Below are 26,418 nucleotides of genomic sequence, written 5' to 3'. Positions count from 1 at the left end.
TGTCATGAAACTGTCATAGAGATTGGTGATAATAACCGTGAGTATAAAAATTTAAGATAATGAAAATAAAAGGCATGTAATTTGGCATGCTAAAGAGGTCAATATGAGAGCTAAAAAGTGTTTATCTAGTAACCAAAGAAAAAGAACATTACATCGTAATAAAGTCAGACTTGTTAATCGTCGTCATTTGCAATTCACCCTTGAGCAGTATAATCATGAGCAATTATCATGTCATGATGAAAACGAGCTAGCCAATAGCTAACTCACTCTCTAACAACTAAAGATGCTTACCGCGTGTCCAATCACTATTACTAAGCAGCCTTTCTCCCGCATCTACCGCGCCACTTTCCATAGTCGTACCCATAGAATCGTTCCATCGATTTAAATAGCCAAACAGTGAAATAACCCCCAATATTTCCACTATTTCCCCGTCATCCCAGTATTTATGAAGTTCATTGGTAATTTCATCATTAACGGCATTTGGTACGCTCGATGCGGCTAAGGCAAATTCAAAAGCGGCCTTTTCAGGTGCGGTATATAAATCACTGGCACGAAAGTCCCAAATATTAGCTAGTCGTTCATCGCTGCCGCCGTAGCGCTCAGCCGCTAAGATAGTATGAGCTTCACAATATCGACAGCCTGTATTGGCACTAGTTATATAGCCGATTAAGCGTTTTTGTTCGGCGGTTACTTTCCCTTCATTAGCCATCACTGCCATATTAAGATTAATAAAGGCTTTAGCAATGGCAGGTCTACGTTGCATGGTTAAAACACTATTAGGGCAGAAGCCTAAGGTTTCATTAAAAAAACGGGCAAGCTCAGCAACTTCTTCATTTTCATCACAGGCCAATGGGGTAACTAGTGGCATAGGTTGTTCTCCATATCGTCATTCTTATTATGTTTATATTCACCTTAGCACTGTAGATGTTGCAAATGCAATATCTGTGGTGCTAAAAATATTCGGTTTGAGGTTAAATTTTGAAACATTTAAACTGTTGGATATTAATTGTGTCAAATGGTCTGACAAGGTAAAGTGAGTTTGCCAATTTGAGTTTTAAGGAAGGTGTGACTATTTCTTTATCAGCTAGAGAGCAAGCATTTGAGCTGTCCGCATTGAATGCAGAGCCATTAGATTTATCTAATCACTTACCATTTCGTGTGGCTGTTGTGAGTAATTTACTGGCATTAAATAGGGACTTAAGCATTCGTAGCTTATCTAATTTAGAGCCTAGAGAGTTACGAGTATTGTTGAATATTGGCTCTTATATGCCGATTAAATCGGCAGATATTGCTTATCAGTCCCGTATTGATTCTTCCAATGTCAGTCGTGCGGTGAAAGTGCTATTAACAAAGCAATTGATTAGCGCAGAGCCTGATCCGGCAAGTAAAAATATTAAATATTTGAGCTTAACTGAACTTGGTTCGCGCTTATACGAGCAATTAATTTCTGCTATCGAGCCAAGAGCACAGGCGTTAGAAAGTGTTTTATCTGCCAAAGAGAGGGAATGTCTGTTTCAGTGTTTAACAAAAATAGAAGCGAAAGCTGAGCAACTATTAGCACAACAAGCGTTATCTTTTGTTAATCAAGGCCTAGAAATACCGGCAGATCAAAAAGAGCTATTGCGTTGGTACAAAAAAAGCCAAGATCAGTAAGTCATAATAAATAACTACTTGAGAAAGGAACTTTTAAGTATGATTGAACATGGAAGTTATCAGGTAACATTAGCTGAACAAGTGCTAACGGTCAGCTTAGCGGAGCTTTTTAATGAGCATGCGACAGCAACCGTTTGTCAGCAAATGAAAAACTATATAGAAAGCCTCAATGGTCGAAGTTTTGTGGTTTTACTCGACTGCATGGGTTATGAGGGCAGTACCCCAGAAGCGCACCAAATTTCGAACAATTTTCTGCGTTGGTTAAATAAACAAAATTGTCTTGCTCGCGCGATTGTTTATAGTCAAAAACTGTACTTTGATATCGTTAAAAATGAACAGCCGGCGGTGTTAGAATCAAATAATCGTCGTGAATTTTGTAATTTAGCAGAGGCCCAACAGTGGTTAGCGACACAATTATAACCTTGTTATTCAAGTTGTTTTTCAAGTAAAACCGGACCATCATTTTGTTCAGCAAGTTTATCTTCTGGATTGTATATTGGGCAATTTTTCATTGAAAGGCAGCCACAGCCTATACAACCGTCGAGTGAATCACGCAATTTCTCTAAGTAAGCAATTTTTTTATTAAGCCCTTGTTGCCAATAGCGAGATAACTGTCGCCAATCATCTTTTGTCGGTGTTCTTTTATCCGGTAAATTTGCAAAAGCGAGTTTTATTTCCTCTAAAGTTACGCCCATTTTCTGTGCGGCTTTAATAACAGAAATGCGTCGAAGCACTTCACGTTTATAACGTCGTTGATTACCATTATTTCGTAAGCTTTTGATTAACCCTAAGCTTTCATAATAATGTAAGGCAGACACTTTTACTCCACAACGCTTGGCTACTTTACCAACACTTAAATTTGCTTCTTCTAACATAATTTCTCCTTTTTATATTTTATTAAAAATAATGCTTTACCTCAAGGGTACTTGAGGTTTTATGCTTAGCTCAACATTAACTCAAGGGAAGAAAATAATGAAAAATATCAACCAACAACAAAAAATCAAAGCTTCACAAAACCAGTGGCAAGTAGCAGCTCTTGTACAGAAAACTTTAAAGTTATATTGCGCAACGTTAGCGAACAAATAATGTCGATGAGTAAAGTAAAAATTGAAAAAAGCAAAAATAGAAGGAAATAATTATGTTGTATTTAGAGCACTTAAACTTAGTTGTTAAGGATATTCCAAAGGCATTAGCATTTTACCAAGCCGCTTTTCCACAGTGGAAAGTTCGTGGTGAAGGCAAGTCGTCATGGCACGGAAAACCAAGACGCTGGTTGCACTTTGGTGACGATTACCTTTACTTGGCCTTGAGTGATCATGGGGAAAGTGACATTCGCGATAATAGTGGTTTTCAAGTGGGTTTAAGCCATTTTGCCTTTGTGACTGATGAACTGGAAAAAGTAAGCCAACGATTAGCTGCCGCAGGGTTTAATGCTGAAAAGGGCGAAGGCACACCGGGTATTCGTAACAATACTTATTTTACCGATGCTGATGGTTATGAAATTGAATTTGTTGAATATTTAACAGAAGCTGTCGGCAAAAGAAATGACTATTAGTGCTCTTAGTAATAACGTCGAGCTTTGGCGACGAACAACAACTGTATGCTAAACTTAGTCGTCTTTCAATGCTCGCTGTGCTTGTTTTTCTGCCTTTTTTTCTGCCCTGCGGCGTTTAAAAAAGGCAGAAAGCATGGCGCTGCATTCTACCGCTAGCAGGCCTTCTTTAACGTTAAGCTGATGATTGTGCTTTTCATGGTTTACTAAATTAAAAGCGCTACCAGCAGCACCGGTTTTTAGGTCTTTGCTGGCAAATATCAGCTGATTAATACGACTGTGAACTAATAAGCCCGCACACATAGGGCAGGGCTCTAACGTCACGTAAAGTGTGCAATCTAATAAGCGATAGTTTTGTATTTTTTTACCGGCATCACGTATGGCCATCATTTCAGCATGAGCTGATGGATCGTTATTCATGATTGATTGGTTAAAGCCTTCACCAATAATTTTGCCTTGGCAAACAACAACAGCACCAACTGGGATTTCATTATGGCTTTCAGCCGTTTTAGCTAAAGCCATTGCCCGACGCATGAATATTTCATCTTCTATAGAAAATTCACTAGTTGTCGATAAATTATCGTTAAATTGTGAGGTGTTATCAGTCATTGTTTATAAAAACATTTCCAGTAAATCATTTAAATATCTATGGCCTAATTTACTAACTGACCAAAGTTTACCATCAAACTCCATTAGCTGCTTTGCCTGAGCTTGCTGTAAGGTTGGCAAAATAGCGTGTTCGCTTAAGCCGGTGCGTGCCTGAAATTCAACTAAAGAAAAGCCAGAATATAAACGCAGGCGATTCATCATGTATTCAAAAGGCAATTCTTCATTGGCAACGGTATGTAACTTATCGAGTGCTACTCTATTTTTATCTAAATAGCCCTTAGGATGTTTTACTTTTACCGTTCGATAAACTTGTTGTTCATTGACGTCGGTGATTTTTCCATGGGCGCCACAGCCAATCCCCAGGTAGTCACCAAATTGCCAATAATTTAGGTTATGCTGGCATTGATAATCAGGTTTACTATAAGCGGATATTTCATATTGTTGATATCCTGCTTGCTCAAGCAGGGCAACGCCTTGGTCCTGTATACTCCACAGCGTTTCATCTTGCGGTAATTTAGGTGGCCTTGAATGAAAAGCGGTATTAGGCTCAATAGTTAATTGATACCAAGAAATGTGGGTCGGCTTTAAAGCTATGGCAGTTTTTAAATCATCCAGAGCATGCGCTACAGTTTGATCCGGCAAGCCGTGCATTAAATCTAAATTAAAGCTTTTCACACCACATTCGCTAGCAAGATTGGCTGCGGTTTTTGCTTGTTGGCTATCATGAATGCGGCCAAGTTTGATCAGTTTTTCTGATGCAAAACTTTGCACACCAACCGACAAGCGGGAAACACCACCATTAAAAAAGCCAATAAATTTTTCTGCTTCAACCGTGCCTGGGTTTGCTTCTAAGGTAATTTCAATGTCGGCTTTATGTTCAAAGCGTTGTAGCACTTGTGTTAACAATTGCTCGATTGCTGGCGCTGAAAATAAGCTGGGTGTGCCGCCGCCAATAAAAATGGAATGTAGTGGCCGTTGTTGTAAATTAAAGCGTGCTATATCACTATCTAAATCTAACAAAAGTTGTGAAATATAATCTTGCTCAGGGATCGCATGCTTTAACGCGTGCGAATTAAAATCACAATACGGGCATTTTTCAACACACCAAGGTATGTGAATATATAGTGATAGCGGTGGGGCAATTAGCATTTTACGATTATTCTTCTGTTGTTGGAGTCGCTGAACCGTTTGCGAACTCTTTGCCAATAAGTGGTAGCAATTGCTGTAATGCTTGGCCACGATGGCTCAGTTTGTTTTTTAGCGCTCTCGGCAATTGCGCCGAGGTCATTTTATCTGCTTCTTGCCAAAAAACAGGATCATAGCCAAAACCTTGTTGACCTAATTTTTCACGACAAATACTACCTTGCCAAACGCCATGACAAACCAGAGGCGTAGGATCATGCTCATGGCGCATGTAAACAAGTACACAATGAAAGCGAGCTGTACGTTTTTCATCTGGCACATTTTCTAATGCCGCTAACAGTTTATTGGTGTTGTCATCATCACTAGCATTTTCACCGGCATAACGTGCTGAATATACGCCAGGAGCACCATTTAAGGCATCTACTTCTAAACCCGAGTCGTCAGCAATGGCAGGTAAACCGGTTATTTTTGCGGCATGACGAGCTTTGATAATGGCATTTTCAATAAAGGTAGTTCCAGTTTCAGCAACGTCTGGCACATTGAATTCACTTTGGGGCTTTATTGTTATATTTTGCTCGGCTAATAAGTTGGCCAGCTCTTTGACTTTGCCTTGATTGCCAGTGGCTAATACGATTGTCGACATCACTACTACCTTAGAATAAATAAATCATAACAATGGCGCGCATAATACCTTAATCTAAGGCAAAGAGGGAGCGTCTAATAAGCTATAGCCCACAACTTAGAGGTAATATGTCGTTTAAAGATACATTGATTGCGTTAGTGATCATTTCTATTTGGGGTTTTAACTTCATCATCATCGCTTGGGGGGTAGAGTCTATGCCGCCATTATTGATGGGGGGCCTGCGGTTTTTATTGGTGGCAATACTCGGCAGCTTTTTTATCCGTAAACCTGATATCCCTTGGCGCTGGATGGCCTTATATGCGTTTACCTTATGCTTCGGACAGTTTTCATTACTGTTTTCAGCCTTAGCATTTGGTATGCCGGCGGGTTTAGCGTCTTTGGTGCTGCAATCACAAGCCCTGTTTACATTAATATTTTCTGTGATTTTGCTAAAAGAGAAAATAAAGCTGAATCAAGTTTTGGCTATGGTCATTGCTGCAATTGGCCTAGTCATCATTGGTTATTCAGGGCAATCGGGTAACATGACCTTAATAGGTTTTGCACTTACTATTGCTGCTGCCGTAGCTTGGGGCATGGGAAATGTGGTAAATAGGATGATAAACCAGCGAGGCTATCGGGCGAATATTGGTCTGGTAGTGTGGTCTTCTTGGCTAGCCATGCTACCTTTTTTTCTGACGAGTTATTTAGTTGAAGGAGAAGATGCTATAAGGCAAAGTTTATTAAACTTGAATTGGTTAAGCTTTGTGGTGTTATTTTATTTAGCCATTGCAGCATCTATTATCGGCTATAGCTTATGGAGCTATTTACTCACTCACTATCCAGCCGGGCAAGTTGCGCCTTTGACATTAGCAGTTCCTGTTGTTGGTATGGTATCGGCGGCCTTACTGTTAGGGGAGAGTATGTCAAGTCAGCAAATATTAGGCATCACTGTTGTGATGGTGGGGTTATTGGTCAATACCTTTGGCGAGAAATTTTATCAACGTCTTAATATAAGACGCGTTTAATATGAGCTTGTTACTAAAATAAAAAATGGCAACTAGGTTGCCGTTTTTTATTTATTAAAAGCGATTTAGCTCAGAGTCGATAATTTGTCTTAACACTATTAATCAACATAAAACTTTTGTGAAAACTTTAAGTTATGCTGTTTACCTTTATCACTGATATTAATATCAAAATAAATGGTTTCTTCATTGGCGTAATTTACCTGCGCCAAATAATAAATCGCATTACCTTCTTTTACTTCTGTAAAATCCAGTGATTTTATTTGACCAACATCGTTACGTGCTTTGCCATTAATGATTACGGTTTTAGCGGGAGTATCTTTTTGCGTGTTATCTAAAACCGAAATGTTGACTAGGCCTTTATAACGGCTACGTTCTAAACCATAAGTTTTCGCTATTTCTGGGGTTAAAAACGTTGAGTTAATCGCGATGTAATGAACGTTAATATCATCCATTTTTTTCATATTTTCAGCATTGACTGAGCTGATAAATGACAGCGCGATGAAACCAATCAACGCGAGTTTATTTATGATACTTTTCATGATTATGACCTTAAAATTTAAGTCGTTTAGGTTAAGTATATACGACTAATTCAGTTAGGATAAAATAACTGCTATATCATTGCCCAATATGGTATCCAACCGCGCAATAATATATTTACAACGTTTAATAGCAAAAAGGCGATAAGCACAGATAGATCTAGTCCACCGATACTCGGGATAATTCGTCTTATCGGCGATAAAACTGGCGCTGTTAGTTGGTGAAATATCATTTGCGTAGGGTTGTAGCCTTGCACCACCCAACTCATCAATGCCATGACTAACATGATAATAAACAGTAACATGCCGGTTTGTTTAATCAGGTAAATAAGTCCTAAATAGAAGGCCATGACAAAGTCAATGGGGCCGCCATTTAGCAAAGGTAGTATGATAAAGGTTAGTGTGGCTACCAGATAAGCTAAAATAATTGTCGATAAGTCGATGCCACCTAAACCTGGAATTATTCGACGCAAAGGGATCACTAATGGATTACTTACTTTGACGATAAACTGGCTAAGTGGGTTGTAAAAATCAGCTCTAACTAATTGTAACCAAACCCGTAACACTAAAATCATTAATAACGCGTCAAAGGCAAATTTAAGCAAATAATTTATTGCTTCCATTTAAAACTCCAAAATTATGAAAAGGGATCTCACCATGCTGCAATAGCTATAGTTTATTTTCTAACTTCCAAGAATAAACTTAATAGCAAGTTAGCTAATTGCAATAAAATATTAAAAACAAGATATACTCAACTGATATATCAAGACATTAATACTTTAACCATGGCGATAGTAATACGATTAACTATTTTGCGCCATTTCTTTAGCACGATCCAATGCACAATTCATTGCTTTTGTTACAAGTTGTTCCAAACCACCTTCACCAAACGCACTTATTGCCGCTTGAGTTGTGCCACCTTTTGAAGTGACATTTTCACGCAATTTACCAATAGGTTGCTGATTCTCAATCACCATTTTGGCAGCGCCGATAGCAGTTTGTTGTACTAGCTCTCGACTATCTTTTTCATTAAAACCATAGGCGCGCGCTTGCTTTTCCATGGCTTCCATAAATAGGAAGAAATAGGCTGGACCAGAGCCAGATACTGCGATAATGTGATCAATTTGCTCTTCGCTTTCTAGCCACTTAACCATACCCACCGAGGCCATTAGTGTTTCAGTAAATGCCTTTTCATCGTCTGTTGCTTTAGCATTGGCAAAAATACCGGTAACACCTTGACCAATTTGGGTTGGCGTATTTGGCATGGTTCTAAAAACTGAGCATGGTTGAGCCAATGCTTGTTCAATTTGGGCAAGCGTAGTACCAGCAGCAACCGATATAAATGACTTTCCTGTTAAGTCGATACTTGCACTTAATTGCTGGCAAACGTCGCTAATTAAAAACGGCTTAACACCGAGGACAATGACATCAGCAAATTTTGCCGCGTCAATATTACTTTGGCTGTGTCGAATACCGTGTTGCTCTGCTAATGCTAATCGTTTTTCTGGGGAAGGGTTTGATACGATTATGTTGTCAGCTTGGTAACCATTTTGAACTAAGCCGGAAATAATTGCGCCGTTCATATTACCAGCACCAATAAATGCTATGTTTTTCATGTCTATCCTAATATTTAATTGTTCTACCGCCATGTTCGATATGCGAACCATCAGCAGTAATTTTGAATTTGTTTAAGTGTATCGAACTCATTGTTCAACGAGTAGACGACTTTTGTATAATTATTATTTTTGCGCTCGGGCACCAAAAATAGCTGAGCCAATGCGCACTATGGTTGAACCCGCGTTAATAGCAAACTGCATATCGGCCGACATGCCCATTGACAGGGTGTCCATGCTTGGATATTGCTTTTGTAATTTTTTAAATAAATTTTGCATCTCGATAAAGCTGGCCTGAGGGGCATTTTTTTCAGGAATCGCCATTAAGCCCCGAAGACATAAGTTATCACATTCAGCAATTGTGTCGAGTAACGCCGGTAGCTCGTTTACCAAAACCCCTGATTTACTTTCTTCGCCGCTAATATTCACTTGTAAACAAATGTTTAGCGGGGTATCTTGACCAGACCTATGCTCATTAAGGCGCTTTGCGACTTTAGCTCTGTCTATGCTATGTACCCAAGAAAAATGGTTGGCAATTAACTTGGCTTTATTGCTTTGAATTGGACCAATAAAATGCCACGAAATATCAGCTTTATTTTGCAAAGCGTTAACTTTTTCAACCGCTTCTTGTACATAGCTTTCGCCAAAAGCGCGCTGACCAGCATCGTATGCTTGTTCTATCATTGCAACCGATTTGGTTTTGCTTACCGCAAGCAAAGTAACTTCATTAATATTGCGTTGTGCTTGTTGACAGGCAGAAGAAATTTGCAGTTCAACTTCAGCAATATTATCTTTAATAGCAATCATATTGTTTATTTCAGTTCTCATGACTTATACAGTTGTTAAATCAATTATTAATTCGACTTAGAGGTTTGTATGGATATTACCGAATTACTCGCATTTAGTGTGGAAAATAATGCTTCCGACTTACATTTATCATCGGGGACGCCCCCGTCTATTCGCGTTGATGGTGATGTACGTAAACTCAATATACCAGCATTTGATGAAAAAGATGTTAACGCTTTGGTCTATGATATTATGAATGACCGCCAGCGCAAAGAGTATGAAGAAAATTTAGAGGTTGATTTTTCTTTTGAAGTGCCTAATTTAGCCCGTTTCAGGGTAAATGCTTTTAATCAAAATCGCGGTCCTGCGGCCGTATTTCGTACCATTCCAAGTAAAATATTGTCATTAGATGATTTGGGCTGCCCGGATATTTTCCGTGATATATCTGAGTTTCCACGTGGTTTAGTGCTTGTTACAGGACCAACCGGCTCTGGTAAATCAACCACCTTAGCGGCTATGGTTGATTATATTAATAAACATAAGCACGATCATATTCTAACTATCGAAGATCCGATTGAATTTGTTCACGATAGCCACTCTTGTTTGATTAACCAACGTGAAGTTCATCGTGATACCTTAAGCTTTAGCGCTGCCCTGCGTTCAGCCTTGCGTGAAGATCCCGATGTTATTCTTGTTGGTGAAATGCGTGATTTAGAAACCATTCGCTTAGCGATGACCGCCGCTGAAACGGGTCATTTAGTGTTTGGTACCTTACATACCACTTCCGCACCTAAAACCATCGACCGTATTATTGATGTTTTCCCAGGTGAAGAAAAAGCTATGGTGCGCTCAATGTTGTCTGAATCATTGCGGGCGGTTATTTCACAAACCTTAGTGAAAAAAGTTGGCGGTGGCCGTGTCGCAGCGCATGAAATTATGATGGGGGTTCCGGCCATTCGTAACTTGATTCGTGAAGATAAAATTGCCCAAATGTATTCTGCCATTCAAACCGGTATGTCTAATGGCATGCAGACTATGGATCAGTGTTTACAAAATTTAGTTAACCGCGGCATGATCACCAAACAAGATGCCATGGAAAAAGCACAAGATAAAAACCAATTTATGGGTTACTAGTACCATAGCAGTATCAGATAAATGAAAAGGCAATTAAATGAATTTTAATGACTTGTTAGAGAAAATGGTGCAGCAAGAAGCATCAGATATGTTTGTTACCGCTAAGCTTGCCGTGAGTGCAAAAATCAATGGTGAGCTTACTGCCATTGATGAGCAGATTCTAACACCAGCAGAAGCGCTCGGTTTAGTTCACGATGCTATGTCAGAAAAGCAAAAATTGGAGTTTGAAGAAAACAAAGAATGTAACTTTGCTATTTCAATTGAAGGTATTGGCCGTTTTCGTGTTTCGGCATTTTGGCAGCGTGATATGGCAGGCATGGTTGTTCGCCGAATTGTAACTGAAATTCCGGAAGCGGATGATTTAGGCTTACCGTCAGTATTAAAAGATGTGGTGATGTCGAAACGTGGCTTAGTGTTATTTGTTGGTGGTACTGGTACCGGTAAATCGACCTCGATGGCGGCTTTAATTGGTTATCGTAATAAGAATTCACGAGGTCATATTCTAACTATTGAAGATCCGGTTGAATTTGTTCATGAACACGGCAAGTGCATGGTGACCCAACGGGAAGTGGGTTTAGATACCGAGAGTTTTGATGCCGCGTTAAAAAGCTCGTTACGTCAAGCGCCAGATGTTATTTTAATTGGTGAAATTCGTAACCAAGAAACCATGGAACATGCCTTAAGTTTCGCGGAAACAGGGCACTTATGTATTGCCACTTTACATGCTAACAATGCTAACCAAGCCATTGATCGCATCATGCATTTAGTGCCGGCTGAGCAACATGGTAAATTGTTGTTTGACTTAGCATTAAATCTTCGCGGCATTGTAGCCCAGCAATTAATTCCAACGCGTGACGGTAACGGCCGGGTGGCAGCCATTGAAATATTGCTTAATTCTCCCTACGTTGCTGAATTGATCAAAAAAGGTGAAATCGGTAGCATTAAAGAAGTGATGGAGAAGTCTACCGACCAAGGTATGCAAACCTTTGATAAGGCTTTGTTTAACTTGTATCAACAAGGCTTGATTAACTATGCTGATGCCTTGCACCATGCGGATTCACCAAATGATCTTCGTCTAATGATTAAATTGCGCAGTAATGATCAAGGGGGAACCGGTTCATTATCGGGCGTCACCATTGATGGTTTAGAGCCGAAAGAAAATTAGATCAACAGCCCCTATTTAAACACAGTTAAAGCATGCATATTTCGGCATGCTTTTTTGTTTATATAGCGCAACAATGACAAGATAAAATCAAAAATAAAGGATGGTTCAATGTTATCAGCAATACGGTTATTCGTTATTACGTTAGGCTTAACAACGGCTAATTTTGCTAGTGCTGGGGCTGATAAATTTGCTGCCGGTCCGGTGATTAAAAACTATGGTAAACATGCCAGTGTGCAGCAAGATTTAGTGTTGGAGAAAGGCAGTAAATTAAAAGTCGCGTTTGATATTAGTGAGCAAAGTAACATTGGCAAAGTGAGTCGGAAAATTGAAACATTAGCCCGATTTATTAATATGCATGCTGCTAATGGTATTGAAGCAAAAAATATACACTTGGCGTTAGTGGTACATGGTAAAGCGGGCTTTGATTTACTTAAAAATGAGCTTTATCAAAAAAAGTTTCAGCAAGATAATGCCAATGCGAAGTTACTGAAAAGGCTGATGGAAAATCAGGTGGAAATCTACCTATGTGGCCAATCTGCCGCTTATTACGATATCAGTCATGAGATGTTACAACCCGGTGTGAAAATGGCGCTTTCAGCGATGACCGCCCATGCGGTTTTACATAATAATGGCTACCACCTTAATCCATTTTAAATTGCACTAATTGTTGTAAATTGATGTCACTATAAAATGTAGTTGCTTAGCAGCCAAAGTAGCAATGGTAGGGTAACAATCGATAATGCTGTGGTGACCACAACAATGCCAGCAACAGTTTCTTGGTGTTTACCTTGCTGTTTAGCAATAAGGTATGAGTTAACACCAGTTGGACTGGCACTTAAAATCACTAAAGTTGCGGTGATCATTGCAGGGAACTGAAAAATAATATGGCATGCAATAAATACCAGTACCGGCAGTAAAACTAGCTTTAAAATACTTGCCGACAGGATAAACTTGATTTCACTACGGATGTGGTAAAACGCTAACGAAGCGCCAAGTAAAAAAAGTGCCAATGTGATGGCGGGGCGGCCTAGCAGTAACAAGCTATCATTGATCATGCTAGGTAAGGTTAATCCTGCCAAATTAATTATAAATCCGGTAATTATCGCAATTAAGAACGGATTGTAAAAAGTCTGTTTTAAAAATAGTCGCCAATTAAATTGACCATTCTTTGCTGCCAACATACTGGTTAGGCCAAACAATAAAGCGCTATGCAAGCTGACCACTAAAAATATGGTTGGCAATACTTGTTCACCTAATACCATTAACGCCACTGGCATACCAACAATAACATTATTTGAATAGCTAGTTGCAAGTGCATAGACGGCGGACGCAGGTGTATTGCTGTGTAGCTTTTGATGAAAATAAAAGTTAAATAGCCACCCCACTCCGAAGACTAATAATACTGGCAGATAAAAGGCTGCGTAAATGGAGACATCAACTGTACTCAAATCGGCATTGGCAAGCTGTTGAAATAGAAATGCTGGTATGGCTAAGGTAAAGGTGAATTTACTTAGCGTATCAATTTGCGTTTTACTGAACACGTTTTTTTTGCTGGTGAAATAACCAACCAAGCCAACCATAATTAGTGGGCTAATAATCGCAATAATACTCATATGGTTTTATTTTATGCTCGGTTGATGTTTGACTTATAGTCGCTATAAGTTTGGCTTAAATAATTGAACTAGGCTTTAACGCTTGTTGAAAATTAACTAAGCAATGCGCTTAGGAATATTGACTCTCAAAGAAGCTTTCAATAATCAATTTTGCTGATTCAGCATCGATATTATCTTTTTTTAAGTTACGAAACCCGCCTTGGGCAAATAGCGCTTCTTTTGCTGTTGCTGTGGTAAGTCTTTCATCTTGAAATTCGACTTTGACGCCGAAACGTCCAGAGACTCGATTACCAAATTTCTTTGCGTCTAAGGTTAATTGTTGCTCGCTGCCGTCCATATTGAGTGGCAAACCGACTACAATAAAGTCAGGTTGCCATTCATTAATGAACTTGGTCAGACTATCCCAGTGTGGAATACCGTCATTGGCTTTAACCGAGCCCAATGGAGAAGCTAAGCCGGTGAGTTCTTGGCCAACAGCGACACCAATATACTTTTTACCAAAGTCAAAACCGAGTACGGTTCGTTCGCCTACCGCTGTTTTACTCGCCATTACGCATGTCCAATTTCGTTAGATAAATGTGCTAAGTCAATGCCTAACATAGTGGTCGCTTTCTTCCAGCGTTGTTCAATTGGAGTGTTGAATAAAATATCTTCATCGGCAGGCGTGACTAACCATGAATTTTCTTTAATTTCTTCTTCCAACTGGCCAGGACCCCAGCCAGCATAGCCAAGCGTGACCATATACTTTTCAGGTGCTTCTTCAGTACCCAATGCCATTAAAATATCTTTTGAGGTGGTGATCATCACTTCATCATTTAGTGCCAAAGAGCTACTCCAGCCAGACTGTGTGCTGTGCAGTACAAAACCACGATCTTGAGAAACCGGGCCACCAGTTAATACTTGTTGGTCTAATTCTGGTATGTCAATTTTATCTTCGTCAATTTGCGTTAATAGTTCGTTGAGCGAGACGTTAATTGGCAGGTTTATAATTAATCCCATGGCGCCTTCGGCATTATGTTCGCAAATATAGGTAACGGTTTTATTAAAATAAGAGTCATCTAAACTCGGCATAGCGATTAATAATTGATTTTCTAAACTATCCATAAAATTCCCCTGTTGCTAATAAAATAAGGTTGATGAGCGCTCAATTAAGAGCGTTGATTGATAATCAAATTAATTTTTTCGGGTAATATTTTGTTCAATGGCGTCCATCAATTTTCCACTAATATTTATTGGGTATGCGGCTTCAATTTCACGAATACAAGTCGGGCTAGTGACATTGATTTCAGTAACTTTATCACCGATAACATCTAAGCCAACAAAATATAAGCCACGTTTTTTCAACTCTGGAGCTATGGTTTCGGCAATAAGTTTATCGCTAGCGCTTAATGGCCGAGCTTCACCACGACCACCGGCAGCTAAATTACCACGTGTTTCACCTTGGGCGGGAATACGCGCTAAACAATACGGCATAGGTTCACCGTTAACGATTAAGATACGCTTATCGCCGTCGACAATTTCTGGCATGTACTCTTGAACCATAGCATATTGTGTTGAATGTGCTGTTAGAGTTTCGAGAATAACACCGACATTTGGATCATTTTCGCCAATACGAAATATGGAAGAACCTCCCATACCATCAAGCGGTTTGATAATGATATCTTTGTTTTCTTTATGAAATGCTCTTATTTTTTGATTGTTGCGTGTTACCAGGGTTTTCGGCGTTAATTCAGGGAACCAAGCGGTAAATAGTTTTTCGTTACAATCACGCAGGCTTTGTGGCTTATTAACAATTAATGTGCCTGCAACCTCAGCACGCTCCAACATATAAGTCGCGTAAATAAACTCAGTATCAAACGGCGGATCTTTGCGCATTAATACCGCATCTAAATCAGCAACATTGATATCTTCTTGTTCGCTTAACTCGTACCAATGTTCAGGGTCGTTAAACACCTTTACTTTTGCTGTTGTCGCACGGCAAACACCTTGTTCTAAATAAAGGTCTTGCATCTCCATGTAGTAAATTTCATAACCACGTGCTTGGGCTTCAAGCATCATTGCCATTGAAGAATCTTTTTTTACATTGACCTGAGAAATAGGGTCCATAACAACGCCAATTTTAATGCTCATGCTTTTTCCTATTGTTTGTTTATGAATAATGCCAAGGCACTTTTTTATCTTAATTAGCCAGCAAAACTTATTGTTTTAACTAGTTGGCTTAATGACTTATGTTAAATCACCGTATCGGCATTGTAGCGCTGATATTGCCGTTAATGCTGCGGTTTCTGTTCTCAATACCCGTGGCCCGAGTAAAACGTCATGAAATTCTGCGTTGTTTGCTCGTGCTATTTCATCGTCACTTAAACCGCCTTCAGGGCCAATAAGTAAACGCACGCGTTGGTTTTCAATTGGTAAACTCATAATTGAATGTTGCGCTTTAGGGTGTAAATTTAGTTTTAATGCGCTGGTTTCTTGTTTTAGCCAATCGTCTAAATAAATTGCGGGCTTAACCATTGGGACCGTGCATCGGCCACTTTGTTCACAAGCACTGATGACTATTTTTTGCCATTGCTCACGTTTTTTCTCTAAACGCTCGCCGTTGAGCTTTACACCACAGCGTTCTGTAAATATCGGTGTGATGGTATTTACGCCAAGCTCCACTGACTTTTGCAGGGTAAAATCCATACGTTCGCCGCGAGAAATCCCTTGGCCTAAATGAATGTTTAATGGTGATTCATTGGCAACTAAGTCTTTGGATATAATTTCTATATCGGCCCGTTTTTTACTAACATTGCAAAGTTTAGCTTGGTACTCAAAATAGTTGTTTTGCTCTTTATTTTGATTACCGTCTTGCTCGCTGCTTTGCTCAATAAAGCCATTAAATAAGGTAATGAAGTCACCTTCTTTTAGGCGTAAAACTCTTACTGCGTGTCCAAAAGCGTCGTCACTCAAGGGTTGTATTTGCCCTAGGGTAAAGTGTTGTGCTTGATAAATTCTAGGGTTACGCATAAATATTATCCATGGTTATATTTTTTGCACTTACTTACTAGCGTGTGCGCTTTTGGCACAATTCAATATCCAGTTACTTTCCTTTGGTTGTGAAAGTGTTGTGCAAGATATCTATGCTAAATTGTGTCCTTTATATAGCCTGTAAAGTAAGGGCAACTTATCTAAATTTCAATTGTCTATAGGAAAAATAGTTCATTATGCTGTGATATTAGCCTTGTGGTTGAATACGTGAGAATGAAAATAGTTCAGAAGTAGCTATTATTAATCATAATGACACTTGGCTCTAATTTGGTCAGAGAGTTGTTTTACAGCAATAGCGATAATTTGCATAAATTGTTGCTTAAGTTACAAATGTTTACGATATTTAATGTCAACTGTTGTACTATATTTTTAATTATAAAAATAAAGCCATATTCTGGTTTATCTTACTACGTGTTTAAAGGAGTTAGTTGATGCCCATTCAACTGAATAATTTGTCAAAATTTTCGTCGCTACGTTTTGTTAAAAGTGCTGCCCTTATTGCAGCATTGCTGACGGTATCTGCCTGCGGCCAAAAAGAACAAGTCGCTCAACAAGCGCCACCTCCAGCGGTTTCTACTTATGTCGTATCAATGGATAACATTGGTGACTATCGTGAATTTGTTGCTCGAACCGTTGCCTCGAAAGAAGTCGAATTAACGGCACGTGTAGAGGGCGAGTTGGTTAAGCGCTTATTTAAAGAAGGGGCGATAGTAGAAAAAGGGCAAGTTTTACTAAAGATTGACCCTACAACCTATATTACAGCTCTTGAATCAGCCAAAGCCGATTTGACTAGTAAAGTTGCAGGCGCAGAAGGTGCGGCCCGTGATTTAAAACGTGGTAAGGAAGTGGCAGGGCAAGGTTATATTTCTCAATCTGATTTAGACAAATTAATCACCAATGACTCGCAATCTAAAGCGGCGGTTAATGTTGCAAAAGCGGCATTAGAGCAAGCAGAGCTGAACTTAAGTTACACCACTATTAGCGCGCCATTCGCCGGCCATATCGGTAAAGTGAACTTTAGTATTGGCAATATTGTTAGCCCGTCAACAGGATCAATAGCAACATTAACAGCAACTAACCCTATGTATGTTAGTTTTGGTGTGGAAGAAAGTGAATTTATCTCATACCTGCAAGGTAAAAAAGCTAATGAAGGTGATGTGAAAGACGAATTAGACATCAGCCTTCGTTTACCAAATAACACCACCTACGCTGAAAAAGGTGAAATTGTATTTGCCGATACTAAAATTGAACAAGGTATGGGCACGGTTGAGTTAAGAGCTATTTTTCAAAATCCAGATGACATAATTTTACCTGGGCTATTTGTTACTTTAGTGGCTGAAAGTAAAGATAAAAAAGAGATGGCACTCATTCCACAAGCGTCAGTACAAGAAAATCAGCAAGGTAAGTTTGTATTAGTGGTTGATGAACAAAATAAAGTCGCACAGCGCATTGTTAAGCTGGGTCGTCGCATTAATGCCATGTGGTTGGTTGAATCAGGCTTAAAAGAAAATGAACGCGTGATCATTGAAGGTTTACAAAAAGTACGAAATGGCATTGAAGTAGGACCTGTTGACAAACGTGTTGACCCTATAACCGGTGTTATTTCTGATTATTTGACACAGTAAGGGGCAAATAATGATAAGTAAAACCTTTATCAATAGGCCTAAGTTTGCCTTTGTTATTTCAATACTGATAACACTGGCAGGTCTAATCGCCATGTTGTTATTACCAGTCAATATGTACCCGCAAATTACCCCGCCGCAGGTAGAAATTACCGCCGTTTATCCTGGCGCAAGTGCACAAGTTGTCGAAGAGTCTGTTATACGGCCAATTGAAGAACAGGTTAATGGCGTTGAAGATATGCTTTATATCGAATCAACGGCGTCAAATAACGGCACGGCGACGATTACGGTATTTTTCAAAGTGGGTATTGATGACGATATTGCACAAGTTAATGTACAAAATCGCGTGGCATTAGCACAAAACTCTTTGCCAAGTGAAGTTATTCAGCAAGGGGTTAGTGTTAAGAAAAAGTCTAGCTCGATGCTGATGGCGATAACTTTGTATTCAGGGCAAGAAAACATTGATCAGTTGTTTTTAAGTAATTATGCAACCAATTATCTAACTGAGCCATTAGGGCGAATTCCCGGTGTTGCTGCGGCAACCGTAATGGGCGAAATGAGCTATAGTATGCGAGCTTGGTTAAATCCAGATCGTATGACTTCTTTAGGAATAACTGTTGCTGAAGTTCAACAAGCCTTGCAGGAGCAAAACTTAATTGTTGCTGCTGGTAAGCTTGGGGCAAGCCCGTCGTTACCGAACCAACAATTTGAATATTCTATTCAAGCGAAAGGGCGTTTAAAAACACCTGAAGAGTTTGGGCAAACTATTATTCGTTCTAATTCTGATGGTAAATTTATCCGTTTAGGTGATATTGCACGTCTTGAGCTAGGCTCTGAAAACTACGGCGTACAAGCCCGTTTAAATGGTGATGAAACTGCTTTTGTTGTGATTTACCAATTACCTGATGCCAATGCCACCGAAGTTGCCGCGCAAGTAAAATTAGCAATGGAAGACTTGTCGCAACGATTTCCTGATGGCCTAGAGTACGCTATTCCATATGACACCACTGAGTTTATTGTTCGTTCTATTGATGAAGTTAAAGTAACGCTTTATCAGGCGGTTGGTTTAGTTATTCTCGTAGTGTTTTTGTTTTTACAGAATTGGCGCGCGACCATTATTCCTTCTATTGCCATTCCGGTTTCTTTAATTGGTACGTTTGCCTTCATGCAATTGATGGGCTATTCAATTAATACCATTACATTATTTGGTTTAGTTTTAGCCATTGGTATTGTCGTGGATGATGCCATTATAGTTATTGAAAATGTTGAGCGGATCTTGAAAGAAGAAGGCTTGCCAATTAAAGAAGCGGTTTCAAAAGCCATGGAACAAGTTTCTGGGCCAATTATCGCGACAACACTAGTACTATTAGCTGTGTTTGTTCCTGTGGCGTTTATGCCGGGAATAACCGGAGAACTATACAAACAATTCTCAGTAACGATATCCTTTGCGGTATTAATTTCGTCGGTTAACGCCTTAACCTTAAGTCCTGCATTATGTTCGGTACTATTAAGTGCTGAGAAAATGAAACCTGTGACATGGTTAGCACCTTTTGAGCGTTTAATTAGTCGCACAACAGTTTCATATACATCAGGGGTGAATTTCTTACTAAAACGAGCCGCACGCGTAGGTGTACTGGTATTAATTATGTTTGGCGCAACAGCTTGGTTAACGGCTGAAGTTCCTACGGCATTTGTTCCCGCTGAAGATCAAGGCTATGTGTTTTTAGATGTGCAACTACCTGATGCGGCCTCGAGCAATAGAACCGAAGCTTTACTTGCGAAAATTACGCCAATTATTAAGCAAGACCCTGCAGTTACTGACGTAATTATGGTCTCTGGTTCTTCATTAATTGGTGGCTCAGGCTCCAACAATGCTTTAGGTATTATTATGCTGAAAGACTGGGAAGAGCGTACAACACCAGAATTAAAATTAGGTGCTGTTATTGGCCGCTTAATGGGGCAGTTGTGGGCGATGCCTGATGCGCAAATTATGATATTTAACCCACCACCGATCCCTGGTTTAGGTAATAGTTCGGGTTTTGAATTTAAACTACAAGATAGTGAAGGTCGCAGTCCAGCTAATTTAGCGCAAGTGATGAATGGTTTAATTTATGAAGCCAATCATCGCCCTGAACTAAGTCGTGTATTTAGTACTTATCGCGCTAATGTACCGCAATACTTTTTAGAAGTTGACCGCAATAAAGCGAAAGCACAAGGGGTAGCGTTATCAGATATTTTTGTTACCCTGCAAGCTCAACTTGGCTCTATGTATGTTAATGACTTTAGTCAATTTGGTCGTACCTATAAAGTAACGTTACAAGCTGAAGCTGAGTTTCGTAAAGACCCATCAGACCTACGTCATTATTATGTCAAAAATAGTGCAGGTGAAATGGTGGCATTAACGACCTTAGCGAAACTTGAGCCGATTCTTGGGCCAACAAGTATTACCCACTTTAACTTGTATCGAAGTGCCGCTATTAGTGGCCAATCGGCGCCAGGATATTCTTCAGGTCAAGCCATTGCCGCGATGGAAGAGTTAGCAGCTAAACTACCGCAAGGTTATGTGTTTGAGTGGTCAGGGCAATCTAAACAAGAAATTGAAGCGGGTAATTTAGCGCCAATCTTATTTGGTTTAGCGATTATTTTTGTCTACTTATTTTTGGTGGCGCAATATGAAAGTTGGACTATTCCATTTTCAGTTATTGCCGCGGTGCCATTGGCATTATTTGGTGCTATGTTAGCGCTGTATACGGTTGGTATGGCAAATAATATTTATGCTCAAGTGGGCTTAATACTCTTGATCGGCTTATCAACGAAAACCGCCATATTAATAGTGGAGTTTGCTATGGAGCAACGTGCTGCAGGCCATAGTATATTTGATGCGGCATTAAATGCTGCCCGCTTACGTTTTCGTGCGGTATTGATGACGGCATTGTCATTTGTTCTTGGTGTTTTACCGTTAGTGTTTGCCTCTGGTGCTGGCGCTGGAAGTCGTGTTTCACTAGGTTTAACGGTATTAGCCGGTATGATTGCCGCAACTATATTTGGTACTTTGCTGGTCCCTTACTTTTATATGATAATTCAGCGTATGCGTGAGTACATTAAAGGTGATGCGGTAGTTGAAGAACAGAGTGTTAGTTAAGGTATAGTCACTTATTAAAAAAGCCTCCTATATGGAGGCTTTTTTATGTTCTCAGCGAAAACTCACTAGCTAACCTGAGCTCGGGATAAGCGAAATGCTACAGCAGCGCAATTAAAGCCTTTTGCTACGTTGTTTAAGTTGCCAATAACGCGTTATTGCGCACACTTAAACGCCTTGAACTCGACATAAATACCACTACTGTCGATTAAATGTTGATAATACTTTGAAATAGTTATGTGACAGAGTGAGGTTTATCGCTTTGAATATGACTATTTAAATTAGGTATAAAAAAACCGCTGCTTTTATAAGGCAACGGCTTTTCGCTAACAATAGTTAAATTACTAAATACCAGCTGACAAACGCAGTGCTTCTGCTTTATCTGTTTTTTCCCAGCTAAAGGCAGTGAAAGTGTCATCACCAACTGTCATTTCAAAAGGTTCGCGACCAAAATGACCATAGGCCGCCGTTTGACGATACATAGGGTGAAGCAGATCTAACATTTTAGTGATGCCGTATGGGCGTAGGTCGAAATGCTCACGCACCAGCTCAACTAAACGTTGTTCAGAGACTTTACCGGTGCCAAAGGTATCAACCGAAATTGAAGTTGGCTCAGCAACACCAATAGCGTAAGAAACCTGAATTTCACAACGGTCAGCTAAGCCTGCTGCAACAATGTTTTTCGCAACATAACGGCCCGCGTATGCGGCACTGCGGTCAACCTTTGATGGATCTTTACCTGAGAATGCACCACCACCATGACGCGCCATACCGCCATAAGTATCAACAATAATTTTACGACCTGTTAAGCCACAATCACCCACTGGACCACCAATAACAAAGCGACCTGTTGGGTTAATGTGATATTTAGTGTCAGGTGTTAATAACTCTTCTGGTAACACATGCTTGATAATGTTTTCCATTACCGCATTCACCAAGTCTTCTTGTTTGATATCTGGATTATGCTGAGTTGAAAGTACCACGGTATCAATAGCGACAGGTTTATTATCTTCGTAGATAAAAGTCACTTGAGATTTAGCGTCAGGACGCAACCAAGGTAAAACACCAGATTTGCGCGCTTCAGCTTGACGCTCAACTAAACGATGAGAGTAGTATAAAGGTGCCGGCATTAAGGTTGCAGTTTCGTTAGTGGCGTAACCAAACATCAACCCTTGGTCACCAGCGCCTTGCTCTTCAGGGCTAGTGCGGTCAACACCTTGAGCAATTTCAGGTGATTGTTGGCCAATTAAGTTCATAATGCCACAAGTTTCACCGTCAAAACCGACATCAGATGAGGTGTAGCCAATTTCACTAATAACGTTACGTGTTAGTTTCTCTAAATCAACCCATGCAGAAGTTGAAACCTCACCTGAAATAATGGCAACGCCGGTTTTTACCATAGTTTCACAAGCAACGCGTGCGTTCTTGTCTTTTGCGATAATCGCATCTAATACCGCATCAGAAATTTGATCGGCAATTTTATCCGGATGACCTTCTGATACTGACTCAGAAGTAAAAAGGTGTGTAGACATAAACCCTCTATATAAATTAACTGAAAAACAACTACTGTTTTTAATAGCGATATTCTAACTGTTTAGTTAACTGTTGCCTAGAGTTTTTTACGCCTAGATGGCTAAACGTCTTTGAGCTGAGTCAAATTGATCTCAAATAGCTTGATTTTTGCTGGTCTTGACGGCAAAGAGAGTTTTTATGGGAATTTATGCAATGAAAGAGCTTGTTGCCAAATATGTGAAAAAAGCTCTTGCTGTGTTGGGCAGTTCTTTGAACTATAGAAGGTAGTAGAACCAAGGTATTCGGTATTGTTTAGCAGTCGATATAAGGTTAACTGCCTTTGCAGTTGTTCAGTAACGGGTAGAGCGGTTTCCATTATTTCAACGCTATTACCGCATATCTCATTGATTAATTCTTTTACCAAGGGGTAATGTGTACAGCCTAGTACTATAGTGTCGACACCCTTTTCGATAAGCGGCTGTAAGTAACTTTTTAACATAAGCTTGCAGTCGATAGAGTTTTTTTGGTCACGCTCAATTAATTCAACTAAGCCAGGACAAGGTTGAATATAGACATCACTGTTATTCCGATATTGTGCTACTAATGCTCTAAATCGCTGATTTTCAGCCGTCGCTTTAGTGACTAATATCGCTACTTTTTTGTTTTGACTGGCACTTGCGGCGGGTTTAATTGCCGGCTCAACCCCGATAACTGGAATACTAATACTTTGGCGAAGTTGATCAATTGCATTTACCGTTGCGGTATTACAAGCAACCACGATAGCTTTAGTATTTTTTGCCATAAACCATTCGGCAATCTCATTAACCCGTTGTTGTATAAACTCAGCTGACTTTTCACCATAAGGGGCATTTAAGGTGTCGGCAACATACAGTAAATGCTCATTCGGTAATTGTTGCTTAATACATTGCATAATTGACAAGCCGCCAATGCCAGAATCAAAAATGCCTATTGGCCGTTGATCACTGCTTTGATGCAAAGTTTGTTTACTCATTTCAGGTGTTGTGTTGCGAAGTGTCGGCATTAAGTCTTTATAGATTGAGGTTAGATACAAGTTAGCTAAGGTAAGTATATTATTAACAAGCAAACTAGGTCTATCAAATAATAATATAAGAAGGCAAACACAGATAAAATATTTGTAAAGTATTTTGTTTATATAGTAAGCTGGGACAAAATAATTTACAAGTAACAGGAGTCGCTGAATGCAAAGTGATGTGTCGCTAGCACGAATTAAACAATTTCCAGTTTTAATGTGGATTTTGCTGTTTGGTGCTTTTATCACGCGGGGTAGTTTCTACATGGTTTGGCCTTTCCTTGCCGTTATTCTTTATCAACGCTTTGGGATTTCTGCAACAGAAGTTGGCCTGATATTATCGGCAGCGGCAATTATTTCAGTATTCATAGGCTTCCTTGGCGGAACTTTATCTGATCGCATCGGCCGACATAAATTGATGTATGCCAGTGGTATCCTTTATGTTGTTTCATTTTCTTTGTTGGCAATTGCTGAAACATTGGCTGGCTATGTTGTGGTGATCACTTTGTGCTCTATCGCGAAAGCTTTATGGGAGCCGCCAACATCGGCATTAATAGGTGACATTGTTCCTGAGGCAAAAACGCGAGAATTAGTCATGCAGGTGCGCTACTTCGTAGTTAATGTTGGGGCTGCTGTTGGACCAATGGCAGGGATTTGGCTTGGTTTAACGGGTGAGCAATCTAGCTTCTTTTTAACTGCTGGTGCATTTGCGCTATTTTTATTGGTACTCGTGTGGGGCTTTAGCCAGCATGGTAGTATAGGCCATGAGCACGCGGTTGAGAAAACACCTTTCAAACAAACGTTTAGCATATTAAAACAAGACAAATTATTGCAGTGTTTAATCTTTGCCAATGTTTTATGTATGTTTATTTATGCACAAATGGATTCTTCCTTAATCCAATATTTAACCAGAGCACAAGTGCCTGAATTAGTGCTACTTATTTCCGCTATGATCGTGGCTAACTCTGTCACTATTGTCTGCTTTCAATTTCTATTATTAAAGTTGATGGCAAACTTGACCTTGGAAGTCCGTATCCAGTTTGCGCTAGTATTACTTGCGCTTTCGCAATTTTGGTTTGCATTAAACCCACTAGAGTGGTTTTGGGGCTGGATTGGCGCGGCTATCTTAATGAGCTTTGCCGAAGCCATTTTGTTTCCTACGATGAATGTACATATTGATCGCTTGGCGCCGCAACATTTGCGTGGTGCATATTTTGGTGCCGCGTCTTTTTATTCCATAGGATATGCCCTTGCGCCGTTAGGTGGGGGGGTGATCTTAGATGCTTTAGGTGGTGGCTGGTTATTTACGATTGCTGGTGGCTTATGTGCAATCGTTTTCTATCTATACGGTATTTTAGACAAATTACCGCGGCCTGAGTTTGTGCATGCTAACAGCGGCCAAAAAGTTGTTGCAGCAAAGAGCTAATTTAATATCGCTGGTAAGGTTGGGTACTTTGAAAAGTAAAAAAAGATAATGACTTCCAGAATGCCGCAGCTCCATTGTTCTGAATATTGAGTGCTATTTTAGAGAATGTGCGGAAATATCTTAGATGTTTCATTGAAAATGATAAAAGGATAGTGATTTCCAGAATGCCGCAGCTCACATTAGCACTTAACACAGGGGGCTTTTTTAGAGAATGCGCGGAAATATCTTAGATGTTTCATTGAAAATGATAAAAGGATAGTGACTTCCAGAATGCCGCAGCTCACATTAGCACTTAACACAGGGGGCTTTTTTAGAGAATGCGCGGAAATATCATTGATATTTTATCAAACTAATATGGCGTGTTAATAGACTAGAAATTAGTTAAAGAAGGTGACTTCCAGAATGCCGCAGCTCACATTAGTCCTGAACACCGGGTGTTCAGGGCGGAAATATCATGCTAACCGTAGGCTTCCCGATACGAGCCGGGCTTGCACAATAGTTAATAATCAACATCCTTAGGTAAAACTTATCGGCTCAGGGACATAGTTCACAAACGAACATCCCAGAAGACGAAGTCATTATAGCGAATAATGCCAGTTGAATTAAGTATTTTATTACTTGTAAGACCTGAATGCTTAATGCTTGAACAAATTGAACTTTCTTTAAACAAAATGGCTAAGTGATAAATGAATTATGTGGAAACAGTAAAGCCATTACGCACTTTTAGTGGGATTAACTGCCTGTTCGATGGTCATTTGTAATAATTCAATTTTGCTTTGCAGTTTTTCACGCTCTTGCTCAAGCTCTGTGCGGGCTTGAATTAAGTCATTAGCAAGGTTAAGCGACATCATCACTAGTGCTTGTTCAGGACTTTTCATCGTAGCACTTTTTTTTGTGTCTTTTTCTAAGCGTTTATTGATTTCATCTGCAGCTTGTAAAAGCGCCGATTCATGGCCAGCAGGGCAAGCGATTTTTAGTCGTTTGTTGGCAACATTAATTGTTACTGTGTGTTGGCTCATTACGTCGTGTTTCTCAAAGCATTAACTTCATTGATTGAGTTAAGCACTCAATATCATCTTGCTACGGACTGTACTAATGGCAAGTCATGGTAAGAAAAGTAAATAAATACCAAAACTTAGTCCGCCATAAGGAGGAACTATAACCATGAGCGTTACACTATGCAAGTG

28 protein-coding genes and 1 other RNA gene are annotated in these 26,418 nt (G+C 39.7%); 11 read left to right on the top strand and 18 right to left on the bottom strand.

Annotated features, from left to right (window positions below; all coding sequences use genetic code 11):
• The first annotated feature begins 103 nt into the window (after window positions 1-103).
• Window positions 104-262: a hypothetical protein gene (locus AC27JP_RS11480; RefSeq protein WP_487115140.1), complete on the top strand. Its 159-nt coding sequence runs from the start codon at window positions 104-106 to the stop codon at window positions 260-262.
• Between the two features lie 15 nt (window positions 263-277).
• On the opposite strand, the gene AC27JP_RS11475 is transcribed toward AC27JP_RS11480, so the two are convergent.
• Window positions 278-868, bottom strand: a complete 591-nt coding sequence (locus AC27JP_RS11475; protein ID WP_487115138.1) for a carboxymuconolactone decarboxylase family protein — start codon at window positions 866-868, stop codon at window positions 278-280.
• Window positions 869-1,065: 197 nt separating this feature from the next.
• Here AC27JP_RS11475 and AC27JP_RS11470 point away from each other — a divergent pair, with 197 nt between their 5' ends.
• Together AC27JP_RS11470 and AC27JP_RS11465 are read left to right on the top strand one after the other, a co-directional pair.
• Window positions 1,066-1,653 carry a MarR family winged helix-turn-helix transcriptional regulator gene (locus AC27JP_RS11470; RefSeq protein ID WP_487115136.1) on the top strand — a complete coding sequence of 196 codons (588 nt, stop codon included), beginning with the start codon at window positions 1,066-1,068 and terminating at the stop codon, window positions 1,651-1,653.
• 39 nt (window positions 1,654-1,692) lie between these two features.
• Window positions 1,693-2,073, top strand: a complete 381-nt coding sequence (locus AC27JP_RS11465) for a hypothetical protein (protein WP_487115134.1) — start codon at window positions 1,693-1,695, stop codon at window positions 2,071-2,073.
• 5 nt (window positions 2,074-2,078) lie between these two features.
• On the opposite strand, the gene soxR is transcribed toward AC27JP_RS11465, so the two are convergent.
• Window positions 2,079-2,528, bottom strand: a complete 450-nt coding sequence (gene soxR, locus AC27JP_RS11460; protein WP_487115132.1) for a redox-sensitive transcriptional activator SoxR — start codon at window positions 2,526-2,528, stop codon at window positions 2,079-2,081.
• A 263-nt stretch (window positions 2,529-2,791) separates the two neighbouring features.
• Between soxR and AC27JP_RS11455 the strand changes: the two genes are divergently transcribed.
• A complete protein-coding gene (locus AC27JP_RS11455; RefSeq protein WP_487115130.1) occupies window positions 2,792-3,208 on the top strand; it encodes a VOC family protein in 417 nt (138 codons plus the stop codon).
• 54 nt (window positions 3,209-3,262) lie between these two features.
• Here AC27JP_RS11455 and tadA read toward each other — a convergent pair whose 3' ends face one another.
• Genes tadA through AC27JP_RS11440 form a run of 3 tightly spaced genes read right to left on the bottom strand, consistent with a single transcriptional unit; the run spans window position 3,263 to window position 5,600 of the window.
• On the bottom strand, window positions 3,263-3,814 hold the full coding sequence (gene tadA, locus AC27JP_RS11450; RefSeq protein WP_487115129.1) for a tRNA adenosine(34) deaminase TadA: 552 nt from the start codon (window positions 3,812-3,814) through the stop codon (window positions 3,263-3,265).
• A 3-nt stretch (window positions 3,815-3,817) separates the two neighbouring features.
• Window positions 3,818-4,963, bottom strand: coding sequence for a radical SAM family heme chaperone HemW (gene hemW / locus AC27JP_RS11445; RefSeq protein WP_487115127.1), 1,146 nt, complete (start codon window positions 4,961-4,963; stop codon window positions 3,818-3,820).
• A gap of 7 nt (window positions 4,964-4,970) precedes the next feature.
• Window positions 4,971-5,600 (bottom strand): XTP/dITP diphosphatase, encoded by a 630-nt coding sequence (locus tag AC27JP_RS11440; protein ID WP_487115125.1) that lies wholly within the window; start codon window positions 5,598-5,600, stop codon window positions 4,971-4,973.
• A gap of 107 nt (window positions 5,601-5,707) precedes the next feature.
• Here AC27JP_RS11440 and AC27JP_RS11435 point away from each other — a divergent pair, with 107 nt between their 5' ends.
• On the top strand, window positions 5,708-6,604 hold the full coding sequence (locus AC27JP_RS11435; RefSeq protein ID WP_487115123.1) for an EamA family transporter: 897 nt from the start codon (window positions 5,708-5,710) through the stop codon (window positions 6,602-6,604).
• 98 nt (window positions 6,605-6,702) lie between these two features.
• Here AC27JP_RS11435 and AC27JP_RS11430 read toward each other — a convergent pair whose 3' ends face one another.
• The 4 genes from AC27JP_RS11430 to AC27JP_RS11415 all read right to left on the bottom strand — a co-directional run bounded on the left by AC27JP_RS11430 (window position 6,703) and on the right by AC27JP_RS11415 (window position 9,560).
• Complete coding sequence (locus AC27JP_RS11430) at window positions 6,703-7,143, bottom strand: DUF4426 domain-containing protein (protein WP_487115121.1); 441 nt, start codon at window positions 7,141-7,143, stop codon at window positions 6,703-6,705.
• 71 nt (window positions 7,144-7,214) lie between these two features.
• Window positions 7,215-7,763, bottom strand: coding sequence for a YggT family protein (locus AC27JP_RS11425; RefSeq protein ID WP_487115119.1), 549 nt, complete (start codon window positions 7,761-7,763; stop codon window positions 7,215-7,217).
• 180 nt (window positions 7,764-7,943) lie between these two features.
• Window positions 7,944-8,756, bottom strand: coding sequence for a pyrroline-5-carboxylate reductase (proC, locus tag AC27JP_RS11420; protein WP_487115117.1), 813 nt, complete (start codon window positions 8,754-8,756; stop codon window positions 7,944-7,946).
• 123 nt (window positions 8,757-8,879) lie between these two features.
• Window positions 8,880-9,560 carry a YggS family pyridoxal phosphate-dependent enzyme gene (locus AC27JP_RS11415; protein WP_487115211.1) on the bottom strand — a complete coding sequence of 227 codons (681 nt, stop codon included), beginning with the start codon at window positions 9,558-9,560 and terminating at the stop codon, window positions 8,880-8,882.
• A 69-nt stretch (window positions 9,561-9,629) separates the two neighbouring features.
• Here AC27JP_RS11415 and AC27JP_RS11410 point away from each other — a divergent pair, with 69 nt between their 5' ends.
• The 3 genes from AC27JP_RS11410 (at window position 9,630) to AC27JP_RS11400 (ending at window position 12,492) form a co-directional block, all read left to right on the top strand.
• Complete coding sequence (locus tag AC27JP_RS11410) at window positions 9,630-10,673, top strand: type IV pilus twitching motility protein PilT (protein ID WP_487115115.1); 1,044 nt, start codon at window positions 9,630-9,632, stop codon at window positions 10,671-10,673.
• 37 nt (window positions 10,674-10,710) lie between these two features.
• Window positions 10,711-11,838 carry a PilT/PilU family type 4a pilus ATPase gene (locus AC27JP_RS11405; RefSeq protein ID WP_487115113.1) on the top strand — a complete coding sequence of 376 codons (1,128 nt, stop codon included), beginning with the start codon at window positions 10,711-10,713 and terminating at the stop codon, window positions 11,836-11,838.
• Window positions 11,839-11,946: 108 nt separating this feature from the next.
• On the top strand, window positions 11,947-12,492 hold the full coding sequence (locus AC27JP_RS11400; protein ID WP_487115111.1) for a DsrE family protein: 546 nt from the start codon (window positions 11,947-11,949) through the stop codon (window positions 12,490-12,492).
• Window positions 12,493-12,521: 29 nt separating this feature from the next.
• Here the strand turns inward: AC27JP_RS11400 and AC27JP_RS11395 are convergent, their stop codons facing one another.
• The 5 genes from AC27JP_RS11395 to rsmE form a co-directional block, all read right to left on the bottom strand.
• A complete protein-coding gene (locus tag AC27JP_RS11395) occupies window positions 12,522-13,451 on the bottom strand; it encodes an AEC family transporter (RefSeq protein WP_487115109.1) in 930 nt (309 codons plus the stop codon).
• 109 nt (window positions 13,452-13,560) lie between these two features.
• Window positions 13,561-14,001: a Holliday junction resolvase RuvX gene (ruvX, locus tag AC27JP_RS11390; RefSeq protein WP_487115107.1), complete on the bottom strand. Its 441-nt coding sequence runs from the start codon at window positions 13,999-14,001 to the stop codon at window positions 13,561-13,563.
• Window positions 14,001-14,555, bottom strand: a complete 555-nt coding sequence (locus AC27JP_RS11385; protein WP_487115105.1) for a YqgE/AlgH family protein — start codon at window positions 14,553-14,555, stop codon at window positions 14,001-14,003. Before AC27JP_RS11385 ends, ruvX begins: the two co-directional genes overlap by 1 nt.
• Before the next feature lie 69 nt (window positions 14,556-14,624).
• Window positions 14,625-15,581, bottom strand: coding sequence for a glutathione synthase (gene gshB / locus AC27JP_RS11380; RefSeq protein WP_487115103.1), 957 nt, complete (start codon window positions 15,579-15,581; stop codon window positions 14,625-14,627).
• A 96-nt stretch (window positions 15,582-15,677) separates the two neighbouring features.
• Window positions 15,678-16,460 (bottom strand): 16S rRNA (uracil(1498)-N(3))-methyltransferase, encoded by a 783-nt coding sequence (gene rsmE, locus AC27JP_RS11375; RefSeq protein WP_487115101.1) that lies wholly within the window; start codon window positions 16,458-16,460, stop codon window positions 15,678-15,680.
• 452 nt (window positions 16,461-16,912) lie between these two features.
• On the opposite strand from rsmE, the gene AC27JP_RS11370 reads away from it, so the two are divergent.
• The gene (locus tag AC27JP_RS11370; RefSeq protein ID WP_487115099.1) at window positions 16,913-18,106 is read left to right on the top strand and encodes an efflux RND transporter periplasmic adaptor subunit; all 1,194 of its coding nucleotides are present in this window, start codon (window positions 16,913-16,915) and stop codon (window positions 18,104-18,106) included.
• A 10-nt stretch (window positions 18,107-18,116) separates the two neighbouring features.
• Window positions 18,117-21,245 (top strand): efflux RND transporter permease subunit, encoded by a 3,129-nt coding sequence (locus tag AC27JP_RS11365; protein WP_487115097.1) that lies wholly within the window; start codon window positions 18,117-18,119, stop codon window positions 21,243-21,245.
• Between the two features lie 341 nt (window positions 21,246-21,586).
• On the opposite strand, the gene metK is transcribed toward AC27JP_RS11365, so the two are convergent.
• Window positions 21,587-22,774: a methionine adenosyltransferase gene (metK, locus tag AC27JP_RS11360; RefSeq protein ID WP_487115095.1), complete on the bottom strand. Its 1,188-nt coding sequence runs from the start codon at window positions 22,772-22,774 to the stop codon at window positions 21,587-21,589.
• Window positions 22,775-22,950: 176 nt separating this feature from the next.
• Window positions 22,951-23,796 carry a glutamate racemase gene (murI, locus tag AC27JP_RS11355; RefSeq protein ID WP_487115093.1) on the bottom strand — a complete coding sequence of 282 codons (846 nt, stop codon included), beginning with the start codon at window positions 23,794-23,796 and terminating at the stop codon, window positions 22,951-22,953.
• Window positions 23,797-23,974: 178 nt separating this feature from the next.
• Between murI and AC27JP_RS11350 the strand changes: the two genes are divergently transcribed.
• Window positions 23,975-25,231: an MDR family MFS transporter gene (locus tag AC27JP_RS11350; RefSeq protein ID WP_487115091.1), complete on the top strand. Its 1,257-nt coding sequence runs from the start codon at window positions 23,975-23,977 to the stop codon at window positions 25,229-25,231.
• Between the two features lie 390 nt (window positions 25,232-25,621).
• On the opposite strand, the gene ssrS is transcribed toward AC27JP_RS11350, so the two are convergent.
• Together ssrS and AC27JP_RS11340 are read right to left on the bottom strand one after the other, a co-directional pair.
• Window positions 25,622-25,803: non-coding RNA, 6S RNA (gene ssrS / locus AC27JP_RS11345), on the bottom strand.
• 141 nt (window positions 25,804-25,944) lie between these two features.
• The gene (locus AC27JP_RS11340) at window positions 25,945-26,250 is read right to left on the bottom strand and encodes a cell division protein ZapA (RefSeq protein WP_487115089.1); all 306 of its coding nucleotides are present in this window, start codon (window positions 26,248-26,250) and stop codon (window positions 25,945-25,947) included.
• Window positions 26,251-26,418 lie beyond the last annotated feature (168 nt).

The sequence above is a fragment of the Colwellia sp. SU-HH01172 genome, from assembly GCF_057553355.1.
The sequence above is the reverse complement of the archived record's forward strand: the minus strand, read 5'-3'. Positions and strand labels throughout refer to the sequence as shown.

What these genes read in the sequence shown, in the direction of transcription:
- AC27JP_RS11480 (WP_487115140.1), top strand. Translation starts at nt 104, where the DNA reads ATGAGAGCTAAAAAGTGTTTATCTAGTAACCAAAGAAAAAGAACATTA.
- AC27JP_RS11475 (WP_487115138.1), bottom strand. Translation starts at nt 868, where the DNA reads ATGCCACTAGTTACCCCATTGGCCTGTGATGAAAATGAAGAAGTTGCT.
- AC27JP_RS11465 (WP_487115134.1), top strand. Translation starts at nt 1,693, where the DNA reads ATGATTGAACATGGAAGTTATCAGGTAACATTAGCTGAACAAGTGCTA.
- soxR (WP_487115132.1), bottom strand. Translation starts at nt 2,528, where the DNA reads ATGTTAGAAGAAGCAAATTTAAGTGTTGGTAAAGTAGCCAAGCGTTGT.
- AC27JP_RS11455 (WP_487115130.1), top strand. Translation starts at nt 2,792, where the DNA reads ATGTTGTATTTAGAGCACTTAAACTTAGTTGTTAAGGATATTCCAAAG.
- tadA (WP_487115129.1), bottom strand. Translation starts at nt 3,814, where the DNA reads ATGACTGATAACACCTCACAATTTAACGATAATTTATCGACAACTAGT.
- hemW (WP_487115127.1), bottom strand. Translation starts at nt 4,963, where the DNA reads ATGCTAATTGCCCCACCGCTATCACTATATATTCACATACCTTGGTGT.
- AC27JP_RS11440 (WP_487115125.1), bottom strand. Translation starts at nt 5,600, where the DNA reads ATGTCGACAATCGTATTAGCCACTGGCAATCAAGGCAAAGTCAAAGAG.
- AC27JP_RS11435 (WP_487115123.1), top strand. Translation starts at nt 5,708, where the DNA reads ATGTCGTTTAAAGATACATTGATTGCGTTAGTGATCATTTCTATTTGG.
- AC27JP_RS11430 (WP_487115121.1), bottom strand. Translation starts at nt 7,143, where the DNA reads ATGAAAAGTATCATAAATAAACTCGCGTTGATTGGTTTCATCGCGCTG.
- AC27JP_RS11425 (WP_487115119.1), bottom strand. Translation starts at nt 7,763, where the DNA reads ATGGAAGCAATAAATTATTTGCTTAAATTTGCCTTTGACGCGTTATTA.
- proC (WP_487115117.1), bottom strand. Translation starts at nt 8,756, where the DNA reads ATGAAAAACATAGCATTTATTGGTGCTGGTAATATGAACGGCGCAATT.
- AC27JP_RS11415 (WP_487115211.1), bottom strand. Translation starts at nt 9,560, where the DNA reads ATGATTGCTATTAAAGATAATATTGCTGAAGTTGAACTGCAAATTTCT.
- AC27JP_RS11410 (WP_487115115.1), top strand. Translation starts at nt 9,630, where the DNA reads ATGGATATTACCGAATTACTCGCATTTAGTGTGGAAAATAATGCTTCC.
- AC27JP_RS11405 (WP_487115113.1), top strand. Translation starts at nt 10,711, where the DNA reads ATGAATTTTAATGACTTGTTAGAGAAAATGGTGCAGCAAGAAGCATCA.
- AC27JP_RS11400 (WP_487115111.1), top strand. Translation starts at nt 11,947, where the DNA reads ATGTTATCAGCAATACGGTTATTCGTTATTACGTTAGGCTTAACAACG.
- AC27JP_RS11395 (WP_487115109.1), bottom strand. Translation starts at nt 13,451, where the DNA reads ATGAGTATTATTGCGATTATTAGCCCACTAATTATGGTTGGCTTGGTT.
- ruvX (WP_487115107.1), bottom strand. Translation starts at nt 14,001, where the DNA reads ATGGCGAGTAAAACAGCGGTAGGCGAACGAACCGTACTCGGTTTTGAC.
- AC27JP_RS11385 (WP_487115105.1), bottom strand. Translation starts at nt 14,555, where the DNA reads ATGGATAGTTTAGAAAATCAATTATTAATCGCTATGCCGAGTTTAGAT.
- gshB (WP_487115103.1), bottom strand. Translation starts at nt 15,581, where the DNA reads ATGAGCATTAAAATTGGCGTTGTTATGGACCCTATTTCTCAGGTCAAT.
- rsmE (WP_487115101.1), bottom strand. Translation starts at nt 16,460, where the DNA reads ATGCGTAACCCTAGAATTTATCAAGCACAACACTTTACCCTAGGGCAA.
- AC27JP_RS11370 (WP_487115099.1), top strand. Translation starts at nt 16,913, where the DNA reads ATGCCCATTCAACTGAATAATTTGTCAAAATTTTCGTCGCTACGTTTT.
- AC27JP_RS11365 (WP_487115097.1), top strand. Translation starts at nt 18,117, where the DNA reads ATGATAAGTAAAACCTTTATCAATAGGCCTAAGTTTGCCTTTGTTATT.
- metK (WP_487115095.1), bottom strand. Translation starts at nt 22,774, where the DNA reads ATGTCTACACACCTTTTTACTTCTGAGTCAGTATCAGAAGGTCATCCG.
- murI (WP_487115093.1), bottom strand. Translation starts at nt 23,796, where the DNA reads ATGCCGACACTTCGCAACACAACACCTGAAATGAGTAAACAAACTTTG.
- AC27JP_RS11350 (WP_487115091.1), top strand. Translation starts at nt 23,975, where the DNA reads ATGCAAAGTGATGTGTCGCTAGCACGAATTAAACAATTTCCAGTTTTA.
- AC27JP_RS11340 (WP_487115089.1), bottom strand. Translation starts at nt 26,250, where the DNA reads ATGAGCCAACACACAGTAACAATTAATGTTGCCAACAAACGACTAAAA.